9 protein-coding genes are annotated in these 20,299 nt (G+C 71.0%); 2 read left to right on the top strand and 7 right to left on the bottom strand.

From position 1 onward, the window contains the following. Positions 1-28: 28 nt before the first annotated feature. The 6 genes from OG392_RS15085 to OG392_RS15110 form a co-directional block, all read right to left on the bottom strand. Complete coding sequence (locus OG392_RS15085) at positions 29-10,690, bottom strand: LamG-like jellyroll fold domain-containing protein (protein ID WP_329279553.1); 10,662 nt, start codon at positions 10,688-10,690, stop codon at positions 29-31. Between the two features lie 270 nt (positions 10,691-10,960). Next, a complete protein-coding gene (locus OG392_RS15090; RefSeq protein WP_329279555.1) occupies positions 10,961-11,596 on the bottom strand; it encodes a BMP family ABC transporter substrate-binding protein in 636 nt (211 codons plus the stop codon). Continuing rightward, a complete protein-coding gene (locus OG392_RS15095; protein WP_329279557.1) occupies positions 11,593-11,931 on the bottom strand; it encodes a hypothetical protein in 339 nt (112 codons plus the stop codon). The genes OG392_RS15090 and OG392_RS15095 overlap by 4 nt, the downstream gene beginning before the upstream one ends. Positions 11,932-12,066: 135 nt before the next feature. Continuing rightward, positions 12,067-12,813 (bottom strand): N-acetyltransferase, encoded by a 747-nt coding sequence (locus OG392_RS15100; RefSeq protein WP_329279559.1) that lies wholly within the window; start codon positions 12,811-12,813, stop codon positions 12,067-12,069. Positions 12,814-12,874: 61 nt separating this feature from the next. After that, complete coding sequence (locus OG392_RS15105) at positions 12,875-13,570, bottom strand: HNH endonuclease family protein (RefSeq protein ID WP_329279561.1); 696 nt, start codon at positions 13,568-13,570, stop codon at positions 12,875-12,877. Between the two features lie 60 nt (positions 13,571-13,630). Beyond that, positions 13,631-14,485 carry an SCO6745 family protein gene (locus OG392_RS15110; protein WP_329287279.1) on the bottom strand — a complete coding sequence of 285 codons (855 nt, stop codon included), beginning with the start codon at positions 14,483-14,485 and terminating at the stop codon, positions 13,631-13,633. A gap of 123 nt (positions 14,486-14,608) precedes the next feature. Here OG392_RS15110 and OG392_RS15115 point away from each other — a divergent pair, with 123 nt between their 5' ends. Next, positions 14,609-15,214, top strand: a complete 606-nt coding sequence (locus OG392_RS15115) for a TetR/AcrR family transcriptional regulator (protein ID WP_329279563.1) — start codon at positions 14,609-14,611, stop codon at positions 15,212-15,214. Positions 15,215-15,243: 29 nt separating this feature from the next. Beyond that, positions 15,244-16,509, top strand: coding sequence for an SGNH/GDSL hydrolase family protein (locus tag OG392_RS15120; RefSeq protein ID WP_329279565.1), 1,266 nt, complete (start codon positions 15,244-15,246; stop codon positions 16,507-16,509). 51 nt (positions 16,510-16,560) lie between these two features. Here OG392_RS15120 and mfd read toward each other — a convergent pair whose 3' ends face one another. Further along, complete coding sequence (gene mfd, locus OG392_RS15125; protein ID WP_329279567.1) at positions 16,561-20,100, bottom strand: transcription-repair coupling factor; 3,540 nt, start codon at positions 20,098-20,100, stop codon at positions 16,561-16,563. Between the last annotated feature and the right edge of the window lie 199 nt (positions 20,101-20,299).

The following is a 20,299-nucleotide window of genomic DNA, read 5'->3' on the forward strand; positions in this document are numbered from 1 at the left end:
CCTGACTACTGGGCAGTGCCATACTTCCTCACTTCTTGAAACTGAAAGAACGCTGGCCCCAACGGAACTGGAATCTCGCGGCTCCGTTGAGCATGAAGTTGATGCGCCCCTTCCAGGACGACGGCCCTGTCAAGCTACCACCGGCGTTCCGGATGCCGTTCTCGCAGTACGGGCAGACGTTCCTGCTCGCACCACCGTTGTCCAGCGACCATCCCGGGGTGTTGTCGATGTGCTGCAGCGCGTTCATTTCCGCGTGCAGACTCGGGTCGTTCGTCGCGGCCACCTCGTTCGGCTTGAGCGCTGCCTTCTGGGCGTCCGTGAGGCCGTCACCGCTCGCGGAGACGACATCTCTCGGCCCGTCCGGCGTATTGGCCCGCACGACGGAGACCGTCTGGTTCTTGAAGGGCCGGCCTCCGCCCTTCGAGCCGTCGTGGATGACCTTGCGGATCTCCTGCGCACGGGCCTCGAAGTCCGGGCCGCCGCCGATCGGGCAGGCGCCGTCGGTGTTGTGCACCAGCACCGAACCGTCGTCGCCACCACCCCCCGCGGCCACGTGGTAGGTGTGCAGCCCCTCCACGCTCAGGTCGTACGTGACGCGCTGCGCCTCGTACTGCTTCACCTCGATGACAGCCGTCGAGGTGCCCGAGTCGCCCTGGAGCCGCCGGCCCGCCTTGAGGTCCGCCGCCTGGGTCCAGGCGTGGCGCGACACCTCGTAGAACTGGTGGTGCGCGGTGGTCTGGATCGTCTTCGGACCGGCCTTCGTGGCGACGACGACGTCGACGTAGTTCCGGTCGGTCTTGGTGACGATCACCGCCTTGACCCGGTGCTTCTCCTTGGTCTTCTTGCCGGGCTCGGCCGTCAGGACGTAGTCCCCGACCTTGACCTGCGAGATCGCCTTGACCGTACCGTCCGCCATGACGACACCGGTCAGACCGGTGAAGCTGTGCGGCGTGCAGCCCTTGCGGCCGAACTTGCTCGCGGCGGCGCCGAAGAGGCCGCCGATCGCGGCGCCGGTGACGGTGGCCTTGGCCGCGCCGCCGACACTGCAGCCCTCTTCGCTGGCGACGCAGGACACGCCGTAGCTGACGGCGCCTTCCGCCGCTCCGCCCGCCGCGCCCTGGACGGCACCCTGGGCGATCTTGCCGCCCACGCCGGCCAGCAGACGCCCGGCCGCACCGGCGGCCAGGCCGCCCACGGCGCCACCGAGGGCGCCGGTCGCGGCGCCGAGCGCCACGCTGCCGAGGAAGCCCCCGACGCTCTTCGGGCCGTCGCTCATCATGTAGCCGACGCCGTTGGCCGCGGCGCCCGCGAGGGCCGCGCAGCCGATGGCTCCGACACCGGCCGTCAGTGCGGTGCAGCCGGCGAAGACCACGAGGCCGGTCGCCACCGAGGCGATCGCACCCGCGTGCTGCTTCACGAAGTTGGCTGTCGCCTTCGCCGCCTTCTTGACGGCTCTGCCGACCTTCTTGGCCGCCTTCACCACCTTCTTGGCGACGTGTTTGACGGCCTTGGCGACCTTCCGCACGGTCTTCTTGACCTGCTTGACGACCTTGTGGACAGCGCGTTTGACCCGGTGATACGTCCGCTTGACGTATCTCTTGACCTTTCGGACGCTGTCGGCGACGTAGCGGACGGCCTTGCGGACCGCTCTCTTCGCCCGCTTGACCACCCTCTTGACGGCCTTCTTGACCGCCTTGGCCGCCTTCTTGACGACCTTCGCGACCTTCTTGACCGCGGCCTTCGTCTTCTTGTAGGCAGACTTGACCGTCTTGGTCACCTTCTTGGCGACCTTCTTGACGGCCTTCTTCGCCCACTCGAACCAGTGGCCCGTCGGGTCGACACCCGTCATCGGGTTGCCGTTCGCGTACGCGTAACGGTTGGCCCCGATCGAGGACGGAACGCCGCTGTTGGCGACGGTGTCCCGGCTGTTGAACTGCCCGGTCTCCGGCGAGTACCAGCGCGCGGCCATGTTGACCTTGGCCGTCTCCGGGTCGGTCCAGCCCGACTGGTAGCCCAGCGCACCGAGCATGCCGGTGGTCTGGAGGACCTTGCCGAACGGCGCGTACGTCGTCGAGCCGGTCAGCGCCTCGCCCGTCGCGGTGAACTGGGCCACCACGTCGTCGTGCATGTCCGTCAGGGCGAGCACGGCCGAGACCGGCGTCTTCACGCCGAACAGGGAGTCGTCGGCATTGCGGCTGTAGGAGGTCACACCGTCCGAGGCGACGTCGTTCCCGGCGCCGCTGTACTGGAAGGTGTGGACGGCGGTCCCGGTCTCGTCCCTGGCTTCGAGGACGCGGTCGAGCCCGTCGTACGTGTAGCTGCGGTCCCCCTCCTGGAGGACCCGGTTGAAGGCGTCCGCCTTCACCGGGGTGATGCGTCCTCCCTCGTCCATCACCGAGCTCATCGTGCCGCGCGCGGTGTAGGTGTAGGAGTTCTTGCCGTCCGAGGACAGCCGGTTCCTGGCGTCGTACGTGTACGTGTCGCCGCCCACGCGGGTCCGGTTGCCGGACGCGTCGTAGCCGTAGACCTCCGTCGTCGTCCCGTTGTTCCAGGACGCCAGGCGGTCGGCCCAGTCGTACGTGTACGTGTGGGTGGTGGAGCCCACGACCCCCGTGGTGATCTTGGAGGTCTCGTTGTCGTTCGCGTCCCAGCCGTAGGTCGTGGACGCCAGGTCCTTGCCCGTCGGCGACGTCAGCTTGTCGCTGGTGAGCCGCTGCAGGGCGTCGTAGCCGAAGGTGCGCTTCGACTTTCCGGTCCCGTAGTCGATCGACTTGACCTCGTTGTTGACGCCGTAGCTGTACGTGGCCGTCGTGCCGGTCGCACCGTCGTTGGTGGTCTTGATCCGGCCGGCGGTGTCGTACGCGAACGTCGACGTGCCCGAGGCGTCCGTGCGTGAGGTCATCGCCCCGTCGCCGTTCCAGGCGAAGGACGAGGCCCCCGAGGGGCCGGAGGCGGTCAGCAGCTGGCCGCGGTCGTCGTAGGCGAACGTGTTCTTGGTGTCACCGGAGCCCGCGACGGCCGTGATCCGGTCGTCCGCGTCGTAGTCGTAGGTGTGGTCGACCGTGGCGGCCTCCGCACCCGAACCCGACTGCCGGACGAGACGGCTCTTGGCGTCGTACGCGTAGGAGACGGTCACGCCACCGGGCGAGCGCATCTCCGTGGGGCGGCCGCCCTTGTCGTACACCGCGGTGAACGTCCGGTCCGCGAGGTCCGGATGAGTCGGCGTCGACGGCTCGATCTCGGACTCGGGAAGACCCCACGTGTTGTACGTCGTCAGGAACGGGTTGCCCCGGCCGTCCGTGAAGCGGGTCCGGTTGCCGGCCACGTCGTAGCCGTACGTCGTGGTGATCGACTCGGTCGCGGAGACCGGCTCGACCAGCTTCGTGACCAGACCCGTCGGGTCGTACGTGAAGGACTTCGTGTGTCCGCGGTAGTCCGTCAGCGAGGACGGGTTGCCGCCGCGGTCGTACGCGGCGCTGCTGGACCGCAGCACCGCGCCCTGCGCGTCGAGGTCCTCGACCTTGACGAGCTGGCCGTAGCCGTCGTAGGTGTTCCGGTTGGCGGTGCCGTCCGGGTCGGTGGCCGTGAGGACCTGACCGTCCATGTCGTACGAGAACCGGGAGGTGTTCCCGGCCCCGTCGGTGGTCTCGACGACCTCGCCGGCGGAGTTGTACTTGTACGACTGGGTGACACCGGTCGGGGAGACCTCACGGGACAGCTCGCCGCCGGGGGCGTTGTACTCGTTGATGGACGTGTACGCCCGCTGGGTCGGCTGGCGCACGATGTCCGTGCTCGTGAGCGGCCGCTCCAGATAGTCCCAGGTGGTCTCCTGCCGGGCGCCGTTCGGCCGGGTGGCCGAGAGCTGGTCGCCGTTGGTGTCGTAGGTGTACTTGGTGGTGCCGCCGCCGGGTTCCGTGACCGAGGCCAGGTCGCCGAGCTGCGTGTAGCTGTAGGCCGTGCGGTTGCCGAGCGGGTCGGTCTCCGCGGTGACCTGGCCGAGCTTGTTGTACTCGTTCCAGGAGGTGGCCTTGACCGGGGCCGAGGCCCCCGGCGCCAGGTAGTCGGGCGTGGACGTCGAGGACTCCTGGCCCTCGGCGTCGTAGGCCGTCACCACCACGTTGCCGAGCGGGTCCGAGGACTCCGTCGCCTCACCGAAGGTGTTGTAGCCGGTCATGGAGACGGGACGGACGGAGACCGGGGTCCCGCCGTTCTGCTCCGCGTTGACGGCCGGCTCCGTGACGGAGGTCTGCTGCCCCGCCTCGTCGTAGCCGTAGTCGGTGGTGCTGCCCGCCGAGTCCGTCATCGAGGCCGGCAGGCCGCGCTGGTCGAGCTTCCAGGTGGCGGAGCGGACCGAGCTGCCCGCGGCCGGGAGCGTGCCGCCCTTGACCGCGGTGACCTGCGCCGCGGTCAGCGCCTCCGAGTAGACCTGGACGTCGTCGATACCGCCCTTGAACTCGTAGTCGTAGTTGCCGGCGCCCATCTTGTGGCGGCCGATCTGGAACGGACCGGTCGCCTCCCAGTTGCCGGCGACGGCGACTTCCTGCGCGAGCGTGCCGTTGACGTACAGCCGCAGCTTGGACGCCTGTGCGTCGTACATGCCGACCAGGTGGGTCCACGCTCCGGCGACCGCCGCCGACGGAGCGGAGACCGCTCGGTCGTAGGCCAGGGGCAGTGCGTCCGAGCGGGGACGCGCGAACGCCCAGCCGGTGTTCGCCGCGTAGTACAGCACGAAGCCGTACACCGAGTCGGCGTCCTGCGACAGGACCGTGCGGCCCATGGTCAGGTCGGACAGCTTGGCCCACGCGGAGACGGTGAAGCTGCCCGCCGTGTTCACGGCCGGACCGGAGGCCTGCGCCCAGGAGTTGATGTCACCGTCGAAGGCGCCACTGCCGCCCCGGTCGGTGTTCCAGTGCATCCCGGTGCCGTGGGTGCCGGTGTTGTTGCCACCGGAGGAGTCCGCCAGGCCGAAGCCCGTCGTCTCGTCCAGCTTGTAGCGCGAGACCGGGGCCGTGGTGCCGTCGTGGATGGTGTTGCCCGTGAGGTTGCCCAGGTGGTCGTAGCGCGAGTCCGTGGTGGAGGTGTCGCCCGTGGCCGGGTCGTACTCCGTCTCGGACACGACGTTGTCGTCCGGGTCGTAGGAGACCTTCGTCGACCGCGCGAGCCCGTTCGGGTCGAACACCGAGGAGGTCGTACGGTCGGCCGCGTCCACGACGAAGGTGGTGCGCTTCTGGCCGTCGTCGGTGACCTGCTCGATCAGGTTGCCCTCGGCGTCGTAGGTGTTCGCCTGCTCCGTGAACGACTTGCCGGTCTGCGGGTCCTTGCGGACCACGCTCGCGGCGAGACCGTCGTCGGTGTAGGAGTACGCCGTCACCCAGCCCATGGCGTCGGTGATCGAGGCCAGTCGGCCGGCGGGGTCGTACGCCCGGGACTCCTGGACGAGGGTCGTCGCGGGAACCGGGTTGTACGGGTCGCCGGTGTAGTCGAGCAGGTTGGTGGTGAGCGGGCGCTGTTCGGCGTCGAAGGTGTAGGTGTTGACGTTCCCCGCGGGGTCGGTCTCCTTGACCTTGTTGCCGTAGGCGTCGTACGCGAACGACGTGGTGTCGCCGCCCGGGTCCGTCCTGCTCGCCATCAGGTTGTACGCGTCGTACGTCATCGACGTCGTGCGCGCCGTGTCGCCGCCCGTGAGGTCGGAGACGGTCTGGGACAGGATGTTGCCGTCCGCGTCGAACGCCGTCGTCGTCTTCGCCTGGTGCACCGCTCCGGTGACCCGGTTGGTGACCTTCGGGTCGGTGTCGGTGACGACCTGGTCGTTCTTGTCGTACGTCTGCGAGGACGTCAGACCGGCGGGGTTGGCGTCGGAGATCTCGGTCTTGGAGATCTGCCGGCCGAGGTTGTCGTAGGTGAACTTCACCGTGGCGCCGTTGGCGTCAGTGATCTGCGCGAGGTCACCGTTGGCGAAGTACGTGTACGACGTCTTCTTCCCGCCGGGCGTCGTCACCGTCGCCACGAGACCGGCCGGCGCCACGGCGGCACCGCCCTCCGCCGCCGGGGTGGTGGCGGTGGTGTAGGTCGTCGTCGCGGTCCGCCCGTTGGGGTGGCCCGGCACCGGCGGCGTCGTCACCGAGAGCAGGTTGCCCGCGGTGTCGTACGCGTACGACGTCTTGTACGTGTCGTCCGCCGGGCCCGAGGAACGGCCGTCGCGCTCGGTGAGCACGAGGTCGTTGCGCAGGTCCATGGCCGGCAGCACGGTGGTCGCGTCCGGGTAGTACGTGGAGTACTCCGTGGAGCACTTGTCGGCCTTGGTGTCCTGGCAGGTGGTCTGGGAGACCGCGTTGCCGCGCACGTCGTGGCCGGTGATGGAGCGGTTGCCGTTGGCGTCCGTGATGGTGTGGAGGAAGCCGCCGGTGTCGTAGCCGTAGGTGGTCCGCTTGCCCTCGCTGTCGATCGCGGCGAGCAGGCGGTTGCCCATCTCCGCGTCGTAGACGTAGGTCAGCGTCTTGTCGGTCGGGTCGGTCAGCTTGACCGTGCGGACCGGTGCCACGCCGGAGGACGCCTTGTAGGCGGACCAGTGGGCGGCGACATCGGCTTCGGTCAGGCCCTTGGAGTGGACCGCGACCTCGGCGATCGAGCCGGTGAAGTAGCTGACGTCACCCGGGGAGCTGAACCAGCCCTTGCCGAAGCCGGCACCGATGAAGGTGCGGCTGGTGGTCTGGTTGTTGGGTGCGCCGGTGTAGTCCTTCTGCTTGGCGCCGTCCAGGTAGAGCGTCTGCGTCGTGCCCGCCGCCGACAGCACCACGTGGTGCCACTTGTCGTCGGTGACCGTGGCGGTGGAACCGAAGTCGATGGTTCCGCTGCCGCTGGCGCTCCACCAGTGACCGCGCAGCTTGCCGTCCGCGCCGACGTACAGCATCGGCGAGTAGTCCGAGCCCGCGCCGAGCGGGTCGTTGGGGGCACGGGCCTGGTCGCTCATGATCACGCCGGGCTCGGCCGTCTTGAACCACAGCTCGACCGCGCGGTCGGCCCTGGCGTGCAGCGGGCCGTACGGGATCTCCACGAAGGAGCCGGTCCCGTCGAAGGTCGCCGCCGTCACGTCGTCGGCGCCGAAGGGGCCCTCGGTGCCCTGGGTGACGTTGTTGTAGGTGCCGAAGCCGGTGTTGACCTGGTTCGCGGCCTGGGCCGCGGCCTGGGTGTCGTCCAGGCGCCAGTAGCCGGCCGGGGCGGTGCCCATCACCGCGGAGCGGTAGACCTGTGAGGAGCCGGTGATCGTGGCCGGGTTGAGCTTCCACGTACCCCCGTTCCCGTCGGTGGCCTGCAGGACGAGGTCGTCGGTGGTGCCGTAGACGACCGATGCCTGGGTCTTGCCGGTCGGGGTGGTGATCGACTGCAGCAGTCCGGCGGGCCGCTTGGCGGCCTGGTACTGCGTGGCGATCACGGACGCGGTGAGCGGCTCGGAGAAGATGGCGACCTCCGCCATCTGGCCCGCGAAGTGGCCGAGCTTGTCGTTCGGGTTCATCGACGGCCAGCCGTCGGTGTTCACGCCCGCGCCCAGGGTGACGTAGGGCTGCACCCAGTCGTTGATCGTGCCCGCGAGGGAGCCCTGCGAGGCGCCGTCCAGGTACAGGGTCTGGGTGTTGGCCGTGCCCGTGAGGACGGCGTTGTGCCACTGGCCGTCGGTGACGGTCGCGGTGGACGTGATGGTCGACATGCAGCCGGGCGACATGGCCAGGCAGCCACGCAGCTTGCCGTCCATGCCGACGTAGACCGCGGGGGTGTTCTTCGTGGTGTGGGCGACCGGGTCCGCGTCGCTCAGCGGCTTGTCACCGTAGTAGAAGAGGACACCGCCGGCCTGTGCGGTCTTGAACCACAGCGACACCGAGGTGTACGAGGGTGTCGCCCCCGGGGCGCTCGGCATCTCCACGTAGGACGTGGTGCCGTTGAAGGTGGCCGTCTTCTGGGTGGATCCGGCAAGCACCGAGGAGCTGCCCAGCGTCACGTTCCTGTACGTGGCGTTGTACTGGCCCTGGTTGGCGTCGATCGCGTCGGCCGCGAGCGTGCCGGAGGTCTCGCCCAGCCGCCAGTACGCGAACGGGTCGGCGTCCAGGACGGTGGTGCGGTAGTGGTTGCCGGTGGCGTAGGTGTACGTCGTGCACTTGGTCCAGTCGGCGGGCGGGCACACCTTGGTGAGCTGGTCACCGGTGTAGCCGTACTGCCAGGTCTGGGCGGTGGCGGCGTCGCCCGCGGTGGACGGGTCGGTGGCGACCGTCTGGACGTGCCAGGCTGTGGCACCGGCCGGCTGCGACCAGGCGAGGGTGAGGGACCTCTTGGAGGTCTCGTTGGTGATCTTCGTCAGCCGCTTGTTCGCGTCGTACGCGAACGTCTCGGTACGGCCGGCGAAGTCCTTGATCGCCTTGATCGCGTACGTACCGGCCTTCGCGGTCGCCTGGGTGAGCGCGTACTCCGTGAAGTCCTTGTCCGTCAGCGTGAAGCCGACCGCCGGGGAGACCGCGGCCGCGAGCCGGGCGTAGCGGCCCAGCGGCGGGACGAAGGTGCCGTCGGTGTTGCGGCCGAACGCGACCTGCTCACCGCCCGGGTAGGTGATGATCACGCTGGTGACCGTGCCGGCGCCGTCCTTGACCTCGGTCGCCTTCATGTCGGCGATCGTCGACCAGCCCGCGCCGAAGGCGCCGTCGAGCCGCGGGTCGAGGCTGTTGTAGGAGCGGTCGATCTCCAGGGACGGGCCGATGACCGGAACGTCCGCGTCGGTGTCCTCGGTCGTGTAGTTGCCGTCCGACGGGTCGAACTCGTGGCCGTCGGTGTTCTGCGCCAGGCCGGAGGTGACCGGCGGCTGGGGAACGGCGGTGGTGAAGCCGCTGGAGTGGACGATCTCGGTCGTGCCGTCGCTGACGCCGACCAGCCAGTCGTAGTTCTTCGACCACTTGAGCTTGCCCGCCGGGATCTTCCAGTTGCTCTTGGTCAGAGCGCCCGAGGAGGCGACGAGCGTGGTGCCGTCGTAGACCTCGAAGGTGTACGACAGCGGGTTCGGCCCCTTGTCGGCGTCGCTCGCGTAGACGAGGAGCTCCGGCTGAAGGGTGTTCGCCTGGAAGTTCTGCGGCGGGTACGAGGCGTTGACCTGCGGCGCGGTGTTGGCCGTGTACGTCAGGTCGAGGGCCGGGCGGAAGCCGGCGGTCGCCGAGTTGTCCGAGTGGAACTTCTTCCAGTGCAGCATGTCGTTGGTCGGCGCGGTGAGCGCCAGACCGTAGTTCGCGGCTCCGCCGGCGACGTTGTTGAACCACGTCGTGTTGAGGGAGACCGGCATCTTCACGCCGACCGAGGCCGAGTTCCCGCTGTTGGAGCAGGAGGCTCCGGGGGCGGGGGTGGCCGTTCCCATGGCCGCGCCGAAGCTCGGGCCCGGGTAGGAGGTCACGCCGGACGGGGTCCAGGACTGGGTGATCGGGTGCACCGAGAACGACTGGGCCGCGCAGGTGGAGGACCAGAGCGCGTAGACGTTCAGGGTGGCGGCGGTGACCCGCTTGCCCGCCAGGGTGGTGCCCAGCGAGGAGAACTGCAGGAACGAGTTCGTCTTGTTCGTTCCCGAGTCGTACGAGCCGACCTTGATCTGCGTCTCGGTGGAGTGGTCACCACCGATGGTGTTCTGCGCGTACGTGGAGTTCGACGCGGTGACCGTCGGGTCGACGGTGACCGGGTAGACCCGGGCGGGGTCGTCCAGCCAGGCGCGGTCCGCGGTCATCCGCAGCGCCGGCTCGCCGTCCACCGTGACCAGCTCGTAGGTCACGGCCCGCGACCGGGCGGGGTCGCCCGAGCGCGGGTCGATCCTGGAGTCCTCCATGAACGCGTGCGGGATGGTCGCGGTGACCTTTCCGTTCGCGTCGGTGAACTCCACGTCGCCGTCGGCGGCGACGCGGGGCGTCAGGCCCTTCACCGCGAGGGGGAACGTCCAGGAGCCGGCCGCCTGCGGGGAGCGCAGGACGATGTTCTCCTTGAAGCCCTCCGCGAGCGGCACGAGCTGCACGTCCGTGTCGGGCAGCACGCCCGCGTAGGTGACGCTGCCGTCGGCCGCGACGGTGGGCTCCGTCTTCGCCGCGCCCCGCAGCGCGTACGCGAGCGACCGCCCGGCACCGAAGTCGACCGAGGCGAGCCGCTGGTCGGCGGCGTCCGGGGCGAACTCGACGTCGAGGGAGTTGGCGGTCTGCTGGAGACGGCCGTCCTCGTCCTCGGTCAGGCTCGTGTCGATCGGCTTCCACGAGCCGTCGGTGCCCTGGAAGTTCGCGCGGCCGGGGAAGTGGCGCACGGTGGTGGAGCCGTCGGCGTTGACGTAGTAGTCGGACGTCGCCGTCGACTTCCTGGCGTCGCGCTTGCTGGTGCGGGCGTCGAAGCTCTTGGCGGAGCCCTTGGCTGCGCCGGTCTTCGAGGTGCCGGGGCGGTCGTTCTCCCGCTCGAACAGGGGGAGTTCGCCCTTGCCCTTGCCGGGCTTGCGACCGGCGTCGCCCTCCGCGCTCGTGTCGTCGGCGGAGGCGTGGTGGCTCTTGCCTCGGGCCGTGCCGCCGCGCTGGTCAGGGGTGTCGAGAGGGCTCTCGCTCACCCACTTCCAGAGCCCGGAGAGGGAGAGTCTCGGCATCTTCACCGGTTCGAGCGTGACGCCCGCGGCGAGCGCCGACTCGGTGGTGAGCATGAGGAACAGGGAGATCAGTACGGAAAGAGCCGTAGCCCTCAACCTGCGTCGTCCGGTGCGACCCGGTGGAAACAGGCGAGGGCTACGGACCCGGCGTATACGCATGGGCCAGCCTTTACTAACGCGATGCTTACAAAGCTTCGCGAGCCTGCCCGATGACAGATCACCAGTTCACATCAGGGTGCCGAACTTTACCCCTGCTTTGCCAGGCGGATGGAACCCTTCCGGACAACTCCCCCCGAGGACTCGCGCCAGGGGCCTTCCGCCCCGTCAGCCCTCCCGGGCCAGCCGCTTCACCGTCGCCGCGATGTCGTCCTTCAGGGACGCCCCGGGCGCCACCCGGACCAGGTTGTCGCGGGCCGGGCCGGCCGCCCCGGCGCCCGCCTCACCGACCGTCACGAACCGGACCTGCGGGTTCTTCTCCACCGCCGCCTCGGCGGCCGCCACCTGCGGGGCGCCCGAGGCCACGACGATCTCGCAGTCCCGCTGCACCAGACCGTTGAGGAACGGGCGGGCGTTCTCCACGGACTTCTCGCCCATCACCGGTACGAACGTCACGCGGATCCGCTTGTCGAGGGAGGCCGCCTGCATCCCCTCCCAGACGGGGGCCGCCGGCGCCCCGGTCACGATGCCCCGCTCGTCGGTCAGCAGACAGGCGTCGTAGTCCTGGTAGGCGCGGGCCCGGGTGTCGGGCGGGGTGCCCGGGCCGTCCGACCCGGCGAACAGCCAGGCGCCGACCAGACCGAGGGCGAGGACCAGGACCGAGCCGAGGGCCCAGCCGGCCCGGCCGCGCAGAGCCCCCGCGCCGGCGGCCAGCAGCCCGGGGATCCGGGCCGCCCCGGATTCCGCCGCCTCCCTCTTGGCCGCCTCCCGCTCGGTGGCGCGCCAGGCGCGACGGGTCTTCACCGCCCGGACCTCTTCACCGTGAGGCAGTGCGCCGCCGCGCCCAGGGTGGTGACGGCGAGGAGCAGCACGTCGAGCAGGTACGCGAAGCCGTGGGTCTCCTCGGGCGTCAGCGCGATCTGGAAGCACCAGCCGACCGAGGCCGCGGTGAACAGCAGCGCGGTGAGCCGGTCGCCCCGCGTCCCGCGTCGCAGGGCGAACACCAGCGAGGGGACGAACCCGAGGACGCCGAGGCTCAGCGGCGGCACCAGCGCGAGCGCGACCCGGGCCGGCCGGCCCGGCAGCTCCTTGGAGCGCGGGGAATCCGCGCCCTTCTCCAAGCGGACGGCCTGGTTCACGATTCGCGGGACCTCTCACGGAGGCGCACGCCGGGGGCGGGGCGCACGGGTGTACGACAGGGGACGCCGTACGGTACATCCCCCGCCGTGAAGATCACCCCTGGGGTCCCGCTCCCCGGTGGGACCCCTTACGGGTCAGATGCGGTGCCGCACCCACACATTGGGCTCGACGTAGACCGCGTAACCGCGCGAGGCGACGCAGTGGACGGGCACGAGCCCGCCCTCGACCTCGACCGGGCCGTCCACGTCGAAGGGGAGGCCGGTCCACGCGCGCCACTGCTCGACCGAGCCGGAGACGGTCATCGAGGCCGGGGCCACCGCCTCGATGACACCGCCCGCGCGCACATGGACGCGCAGCCACGCGTCGTGCGGCAGGCCGTCCGCCTCCCGCGTACGGAACGCGTACTCGTGGATGGAGGCCGCGGCCTCCAGGTGCTTGCCGTTCGGGCGGACCGGGGCGACCAGCTCGGAGAACCCGCGCAGCTTGGCGTTGTCCCGCATGGCGGCCAGCATGCGGGGGGAGATTCCCTGGCCCAGGGCGCTCGTGTCGACCGTGATCTCGATGGCGCTGACGGTGTCGGCCTCCCGGCCGTGCTTCAGGTCGGAGAACGCCCAGAGCAGCACCTCGTCCCAGCCGCGCGGGGGCAGTTCGCGGCGTCCGCCCACGTCGAGACGGAAGGGAACGCTGAAGCCCCGGGCGACGACCCTGCCCTCGGCGTCGGTGGCGACGAGCACGTACTCCGGCAGCTCACGCGCGATCCGCCCCATGTTCGCCCAGCCCACCGGGTCGTACATCATGAACTCGGGCCAGAGGTCCTTCATGCCCCACATCGGCCCTTCCAGTTCGGGGCGCTCGGCGAGGGTCGATATGTTCAGGTCCATGCGGGCAGAGTAAAGATCATTTTCCGTCCGCACCAGCAGTTTTTCCCCCGCGCGGGGAGCGTCACGGAAGTTTCTGCTGCGGGCAGCCGGCGAGGACCCGCCGCATCGCGTCCCGCTCGCCGCTCGTCACCCACACCCCGTACTTCTTCTTCACCGCGATCTGCCGCGCCACGTACGTGCAGCGGTACCCCTTGTTCGGCGGCAGCCAGGTCGCCGCGTCACCGTCCGACTTGCGGCGGTTGGTGGAGGCGTCGACGGCGAGCAGGTTGAGCGGGTCGTTGGCGAACCGGCGCCGGGTCTCCCCGTCCCATGTGCCCGCGCCCTTCTGCCAGGCGTCGGAGAGCGCGACGACATGGTCGATGTCGACCTTGCTGCTCCCGCGGACGAAGCGGACGGTGGTCCCCGTGTACGGGTCGTCGGTGAGCGTTCCGGAGGCGACCTTGCAGCGGCCGTCGGTGAACCGGACGCCGGTCAGGTCGCGCTTGAGTATGTCGTCCCGGGTCCCGCAGCCGTTGCCGTCGACGTCCACCCAGGCGCGCCCGAACTTCTCCCGTTCGTAACCGGTCTTCGGCGCCCGCCCCTTCACGGTGAGCGTCTCGACGGCCGCGAGGGCGGTCCCGCGCGCGGCCGGCTCGCCTCCCCCGCCCCCACCGGGTCCGGAGCCGCCGGCCCCGGGGGAGCAGCCGGTGGCGAGGAGCGCGGCGACGGCAAGCGCCGAGGCGGCCAGGGCAGTTCGGATCGTCCGCTCGGTAGGCATTCGGGGATTCTAGGCCGCACGGGGCGCCAGGAGGAGTGGCCCCGGCCGCTCCCCGCCCCCTCAGACCTTGCCGATCCCCAGGGTGTTCTCCGACGGCAGCAGGCCGGAGCCGATCGCCGCCAGCCAGGGTCCGCCGAGGAGTTCGGCGAGGCGGGCGGTGCCGTCCGGGCCGAGGGCGGCCCAGGGCACGGCGGCGAGTTCGTCCGTGCGGCGCTCGACCTCGGCACGCAGGGTGCGGCCGGCCTCGGTGGCATCGCCGTCGGCGGTCAGGAGGCCGCGGGCGGCGAGGCGGGTGCGCGCCGCCGCCCATTCCCCGCCGCTCCAGCCGCGGCTCTCGAAGACGGGCTCGGGCGCGGCGCCGATCGCCGCGAAGGAGACGAGCGACTCGACCGGGTCGAGCCCCGCCTCGACGAGGGCTTCGAGGTGACCGTCGCCGCGGTGCTCGCGCAGGATCGTCGCGGACCGCCAGAGGACCAGGTGCGGGGCCTCGGGTCGGGGCAGGGCGGCGTTCGCGGCGGCGAGCGGACGGGAGCCGGCGGAACCGGCGGCCGCCGCGGCCGCGTCGGCGGCGGTGCGGGCGAGGGCGGCCGCCTCCGCGAGTTCGGCGCTCGTGAGGAACTCCTCGCCCAGGACGGCCCGGTAGGTGCGGTCGACGGCCCGGAGCCGCGCGGCGAGGACGTCGGCCGGGGCGGCGGTCTCCCAGACGGCGGGGACGTACCGGGCGATCATCGCGGGGCTGAAGCTGTAGAAGGTGCCGGCCACCCGGTCAGGGCCCGCGGGGCCGAGGGGGGCGGCGCGCCAGGCGAAGTAGGAGGGCCAGCGCTCGGAGGTGTCGTAGCCGAGGGCGGCGGCCTCGTCGAAGGCCTCGGGGGCGTAGTACAGCAGGGCGTGCAGGGGTTCGAGCAGGTGCCACATCTGACGTACGCGTCCGGATTCCACGGCGGGCTCCTCTTCACTCGCTCACTATCTAGTCACTGCCTAGATAGTGCTCCGCCGTCCTGAACTTGTCAATGACTAGATGGCGGCTAGGCTCCTCCCATGACGCCTACGAGCCGGAACTCCTACCACCACGGCGGCCTGCGGCAGGCCGTCCTCGACGCCGCCCTCGACGTCATCGCCGCCGAGGGCCCCGGGGCGCTCAGCCTGCGCGACCTCGCACGCCGCGCGGGCGTCTCGCACGCCGCGCCCGCCCATCACTTCAAGGACCGCACCGGGCTCCTCACCGCCCTCGCGACCGAGGGGTACGGACTCCTCGCCGAGGCCCTCGCCTCCGCTCCCGAACTGCGCGAACGCGGGGTGCGGTACGTGCGGTTCGCGGTCGATCACCCCGCCCACTTCCAGGTCATGTTCCAGCCGGAGCTGCTGCGCGCCGACGACCCGGACCTGCTCGCCGTCAAGGAACGCGCCTCCGCCGAACTCCGCGCGGGCGTCGCCGGTCTGACGGACGTCCCCGACGCCCGCACGGCGGGCATCGCGGCCTGGTCGCTCGCCCACGGCTTCGCGACGCTGCTCCTCACCCGGAACGTGCAGGGGGCGATCGGCGACCGGGACCCGGAGGAGTACTTCCGCGGGCTCACCGGTCTGCTCTTCACCGGCCAAACCCCGCTGGAGGAGCGACCGGAGAGAGCCGGGCCGCGGGAATAGCCCGCGCCGGTCAGCACTTGACGGACAGCATGAGAACCACCGACACCCTCCGTCGCACCGCCATAGCCCTGCTCACCACGGCGACCCTCGCCTTAGCCCCCACCGCCCTCGCCACCCCCGACCACGCGGCACCCGGATCGCCCTGGCGCGGCGCCTGGGCCGCCTCCCCGCAGGCACCGAGCGCGCCGCTCGGCCCCAACTGGTCGCAGCAGGGCTTCGACAACCACACCGTGCGGCAGGTCGTCCGCGTCACCGCCGCCGGTACGCGGGCCCGGATCGAGCTGAGCAACCGATACGGCACCACCCCGCTGCGCGTCACCGGCGCCACCGTCGCCCGAACCGCCGGAAACGGCGCCGTGCGGCCCGGTTCGATCCGCACCCTGCGCTTCGACGGACGGGCTTCCACCACCGTCCCCGCCGGCGGCACGCTCCTCAGCGACGGTGCGCCCTTCCCGGTCAAGGCCCTCGAATCCCTGACCGTCACCCTGTACCTGGCGGGTGAGACCGGCCCTGCCACCTTCCACCAGTTCGCCGGCGCCACCGCCTACCGGGCCGAGGGCGACCACCGCGGGGACCTCTCCGGCTCGGCCTTCACGGAGACGAGCACCTCCTCGTACTTCCTGTCGGGCGTCGAGGTCACCGGCGGCCGGGACAGCGGCCGCCGCGACGGCATCGTCACCTTCGGCGACTCGATCACCGACGGCGTGGGCTCCGCGACGGACGCCGACAACCGCTACCCGGACGAGCTCGCCGAGCGGCTCGCCGCCGCGGGCAGCCCGCGCGCGGTCCTCAACCACGGGATCGCGGGCAACCAGGTCGTCAACGACACCACCTGGGCCGGCGAGAAGGCCCTGACCCGCTTCCGCGAGGACGTCCTGAACGAGCGCGGCGTCCGCACGGTCGTCCTCCTCGAAGGCATCAACGACATCGGCGGCAGCACGGTGAACTTCCCCGCCGCGCCCACCCCCGACGTCTCCGTGGCCGAACTGATCAAGGGCCACCGCACCCTGATCCGCCAGGCCCACGCCGAGGGCCTCACGGTGATCGGCGCGACCCTGACCCCGGTCAAGGGCTCCTTCTACGACACCCCGGCCAACGAGGCCAAGCGCGACGCCTTCAACACCTGGGTCCGCACCTCGGGCGCGTACGACGCGATCGTCGACCTCGACCACGCGGTCGCCGACCCGACGGACCCGGACCGCATCCTCCCGGCCTACGACTCGGGCGACGGCCTCCACCCGAACGACGCGGGCTACCGCGCGATGGCCGAGGCGCTCGACCCCGACGCGCTGTAGTCACCGGCCGGGGCGCGCGGCGACCGGCCCGCGCACCCCGGCCCGCTCCCCTTACGACCCCAGGATCGTCGTCAGGAACTCCCCGGTCCACCCGAGCAGTTCGCGTCCCACCACCGGCTTCCCGCCGATCCTGCCCGACGTCGGGCGCGGCACCAGGATCTGGTGGACGGCCGGCTTGATGACCGTGCGCGGGTAGAGCCGCTTGAGGCGGAGCTCCTGCGACTCGCGCAGCTCCACCGGGGCGAAGCGGATGTTCGGGCCCTGGAGGACGATCTCGCCGACTCCGCACGCGCGCGCCAGCATGCGCAGGCCCGCCACCAGGAGCAGGTTCTCGACCGGCTCGGGCAACTTGCCGTAGCGGTCGGTGAGTTCCTCGCGGACCGCCCTGATGTCCTCCTCCGAGTTCGCCGAGGCGATCGAGCGGTAGGCCTGGAGACGGAGCCGCTCGCCGGGGGCGTAGTCGTGCGGCATGTGGGCGTCGACCGGCAGCTCGATCTTCACCTCCAGCGGGGCCTCCTCCTCCACCCCGCCCTCCATCTGCGCCCGGTAGTCCGCGACGGCCTCGCCGACCATCCGCACGTACAGGTCGAAGCCGACGCCCGCGATGTGCCCGGACTGCTCGCCGCCGAGCAGATTGCCCGCGCCCCGGATCTCCAGGTCCTTCATCGCCACGTACATGCCCGCGCCCATCTCGGTGTGCTGGGCGATCGTCGCGAGCCGCTCGTGCGCCGTCTCGGTGAGCGGCTTCTCCGGCGGGTACAGGAAGTACGCGTAGCCGCGCTCACGGCCGCGGCCGACGCGACCGCGCAGCTGGTGGAGCTGCGAGAGGCCGAAGTTGTCTCCGCGCTCGACGATCAGGGTGTTGGCGTTGGAGATGTCGATGCCCGACTCGACGATCGTCGTCGAGACGAGGACGTCGAACTTCTTCTCCCAGAAGTCGACGACGACCTGCTCCAGGGCCGACTCGGACATCTGGCCGTGGGCCGTCGCGATCCGCGCCTCGGGGACGATCTCGCGCAGCCGCGCCGCCGCCCGGTCGATCGAGTCGACCCGGTTGTGGATGTAGAAGACCTGTCCCTCGCGCAGGAGTTCACGCCGGATCGCGGCGCCGATCTGCTTCTCCTCGTACGGGCCGACGAAGGTGAGGACCGGGTGGCGCTCCTCCGGCGGGGTGGTGATCGTCGACATCTCGCGGATGCCCGTCACCGCCATCTCCAGGGTGCGCGGGATCGGGGTCGCCGACATGGTCAGCACGTCGACGTTGGCGCGGAGCTTCTTCAGCTGCTCCTTGTGCTCGACGCCGAAGCGCTGCTCCTCGTCGACGATGACCAGGCCCAGGTCCTTGAACTTCGTCTCGGAGGCGAAGAGCCGGTGGGTGCCGATGACGACGTCGACCGAGCCCTCCCGCATGCCCTCCAGGGTCGCCTTCGCCTCCGTGTCGGTCTGGAAGCGGGACAGTGCCCGTACCTTCACCGGGAACTGGGAGTACCGCTCGGAGAAGGTCCCGAAGTGCTGCTGCACGAGCAGCGTCGTCGGTACGAGGACCGCGACCTGCTTGCCGTCCTGGACCGCCTTGAAGGCCGCGCGGACCGCGATCTCCGTCTTGCCGTAGCCCACGTCGCCGCAGATCAGACGGTCCATGGGGACGGTCTTCTCCATGTCCTCCTTCACCTCGGCGATGGTGGACAGCTGGTCGGGCGTCTCCGCGTACGGGAAGGCGTCCTCCAGCTCGCGCTGCCACGGGGTGTCCGGGGCGAAGGCGTGCCCGGGGGCGGCCATCCGCGCCGAGTACAGCTTGATGAGGTCGGCCGCGATCTCCTTGACGGCCTTCTTCGCGCGCGCCTTCGTCTTCGTCCAGTCCGCGCCGCCGAGCCGGTGCAGGGTCGGCGCCTCGCCGCCCACGTACTTGGTGACCTGTTCCAGCTGGTCGGTCGGGATGTACAGCCGGTCGCCGGGCTGGCCGCGCTTGGCGGGGGCGTACTCGACGAGGAGGTACTCGCGGGTCGCGCCCTGCACGGTCCGCTGGACCATCTCCACGTACCGGCCGACACCGTGCTGCTCGTGCACGATGTAGTCGCCGACCTCCAGGGTCAGCGGGTCGATGGTCTTGCGGCGCTTGGCCGGCATCCGCTGGCCGTCCTTGCCGGCCGCCTTCTGGCCGGACAGGTCGGTCTCGGTGAGGACGGCGAGCTTGAGGGCCGCGTCCACGAAGCCGTAGTCGATGGAGCCGGTCGACACGTGCACGACCGACGGGGTGATCTCCGCCAGGTCGGCGTCCAGGCGGGCGGCGATGCCCTCGCCGCCGAGGACCTCGACCGTACGGGTCGCGGGGCCGTGGGCCTCCGTGACGTAGACCGTGCGCCAGCCGTCGGCCAGCCAGCCCTTGGTGTCGGCGAGCGCGCGTGCGGTGTCCCCGCGGTACGACTCCGGGGCGTGCATGCCGAGCGTGAGGGTGTCGCCGTCGGCGCCCTCGGCCGTCGCGTCCGCCGCGAAGGGCGACACCGACCACCAGGACATCCCCAGCTCGCGCGCCCGGTCCCGGACGTCCGCGATCCCCCACAGGGAGGCCGCGCCGACGTCGATCGGGGCCTCGCCGCCGCCGGCCGTCGCCGCCCAGGACGCCTGGAGGAACTCCTGCGACGTCGCCACCAGGTCCGAGGCCCGGGTCCGCACCCGCTCCGGGTCGCAGACCACGGCCATGGCGCCCGTCGGCAGCACGTCGAGCAGCAGCTCCATGTCGTCGACGAGGACCGGCGCGAGGGACTCCATGCCCTCGACCGCGATCCCCTCCGCGATCTTGTTCAGGAGCTCGCCCAGCTCGGGGTGCTCCTCGGCGAGGGCCGCCGCCCGCTCCCGTACGTCCGCGGTGAGCAGCAGCTCGCGGCAGGGCGGCGCCCAGAGCCCGTGCTCGGCCACTTCGAGGGACCGCTGGTCGGCGACCTTGAAGTACCGGATCTCCTCGACGTCGTCGCCCCAGAACTCGATCCGGAGCGGATGCTCCTCGGTCGGCGGGAAGACGTCCAGGATGCCGCCGCGGACGGCGAACTCACCGCGCTTCTCGACGAGCTCCACCCGGGAGTACGCGGCCGCCGCGAGACCCTCCACGATCTCGTCGAGATCAGCCGTCCCGCCGCTCCGCAGCGCCACCGGCTCCAGGTCGCCGAGGCCCTTGACCTGCGGCTGGAGCACGGAGCGGATGGGGGCGACGACGACGCTCACCGGACCGGCCGCCGGGTCGTCGTCCCGCGGGTGCGCGAGCCGACGCAGAACGGCGAGACGGCGGCCGACGGTGTCGGAGCGGGGCGAGAGCCGCTCGTGCGGCAGGGTCTCCCAGGAGGGGTACTCGACGACCCTGTCCGGGTCGAGCAGGGACCGCAGCGCGGCGGCGAGGTCCTCTGCCTCCCGCCCGGTCGCGGTCACCGCGAGGACCGGCCGCCCCGAGTCCCGGGCGAGCGCGGCGACGGCGAAGGGCCGGGCGGCCGCTGGGCCGACCAGATCCACGTGCGGACGGTTCCCGTCGGCGGCGGCCTTCACCGCCTCGGCGAGGGCCGCGTCCTTGACGACGACATCGAGCAGACCGTGCAGGCTCATGAAGCTTTCCATCCCGAGGGGTGACGGGGGCGGGCAACGCGAACAGCCCGACACGTCGCACGGGCCGGGGTGGTCCCGGGCGCGTACGGCCCGGTCGTCCCCCAGCCTACGACGTGCCACCGTCACACGCCCGGGGGAAAGCGGCCACCCGGGAGGGTGACGTGGCCGACGCGGGACCGCCCGCACGACGGGTACGGCC

This window comes from Streptomyces sp. NBC_00691, assembly GCF_036226665.1.
Taxonomy (GTDB): domain Bacteria; phylum Actinomycetota; class Actinomycetes; order Streptomycetales; family Streptomycetaceae; genus Streptomyces.

What these genes read in the sequence shown, in the direction of transcription:
- OG392_RS15085 (WP_329279553.1), bottom strand. Translation starts at nt 10,690, where the DNA reads ATGCTCACCACCGAGTCGGCGCTCGCCGCGGGCGTCACGCTCGAACCG.
- OG392_RS15100 (WP_329279559.1), bottom strand. Translation starts at nt 12,813, where the DNA reads ATGGACCTGAACATATCGACCCTCGCCGAGCGCCCCGAACTGGAAGGG.
- OG392_RS15105 (WP_329279561.1), bottom strand. Translation starts at nt 13,570, where the DNA reads ATGCCTACCGAGCGGACGATCCGAACTGCCCTGGCCGCCTCGGCGCTT.
- OG392_RS15110 (WP_329287279.1), bottom strand. Translation starts at nt 14,485, where the DNA reads ATGTGGCACCTGCTCGAACCCCTGCACGCCCTGCTGTACTACGCCCCC.
- OG392_RS15115 (WP_329279563.1), top strand. Translation starts at nt 14,609, where the DNA reads ATGACGCCTACGAGCCGGAACTCCTACCACCACGGCGGCCTGCGGCAG.
- OG392_RS15120 (WP_329279565.1), top strand. Translation starts at nt 15,244, where the DNA reads ATGAGAACCACCGACACCCTCCGTCGCACCGCCATAGCCCTGCTCACC.
- mfd (WP_329279567.1), bottom strand. Translation starts at nt 20,100, where the DNA reads ATGAGCCTGCACGGTCTGCTCGATGTCGTCGTCAAGGACGCGGCCCTC.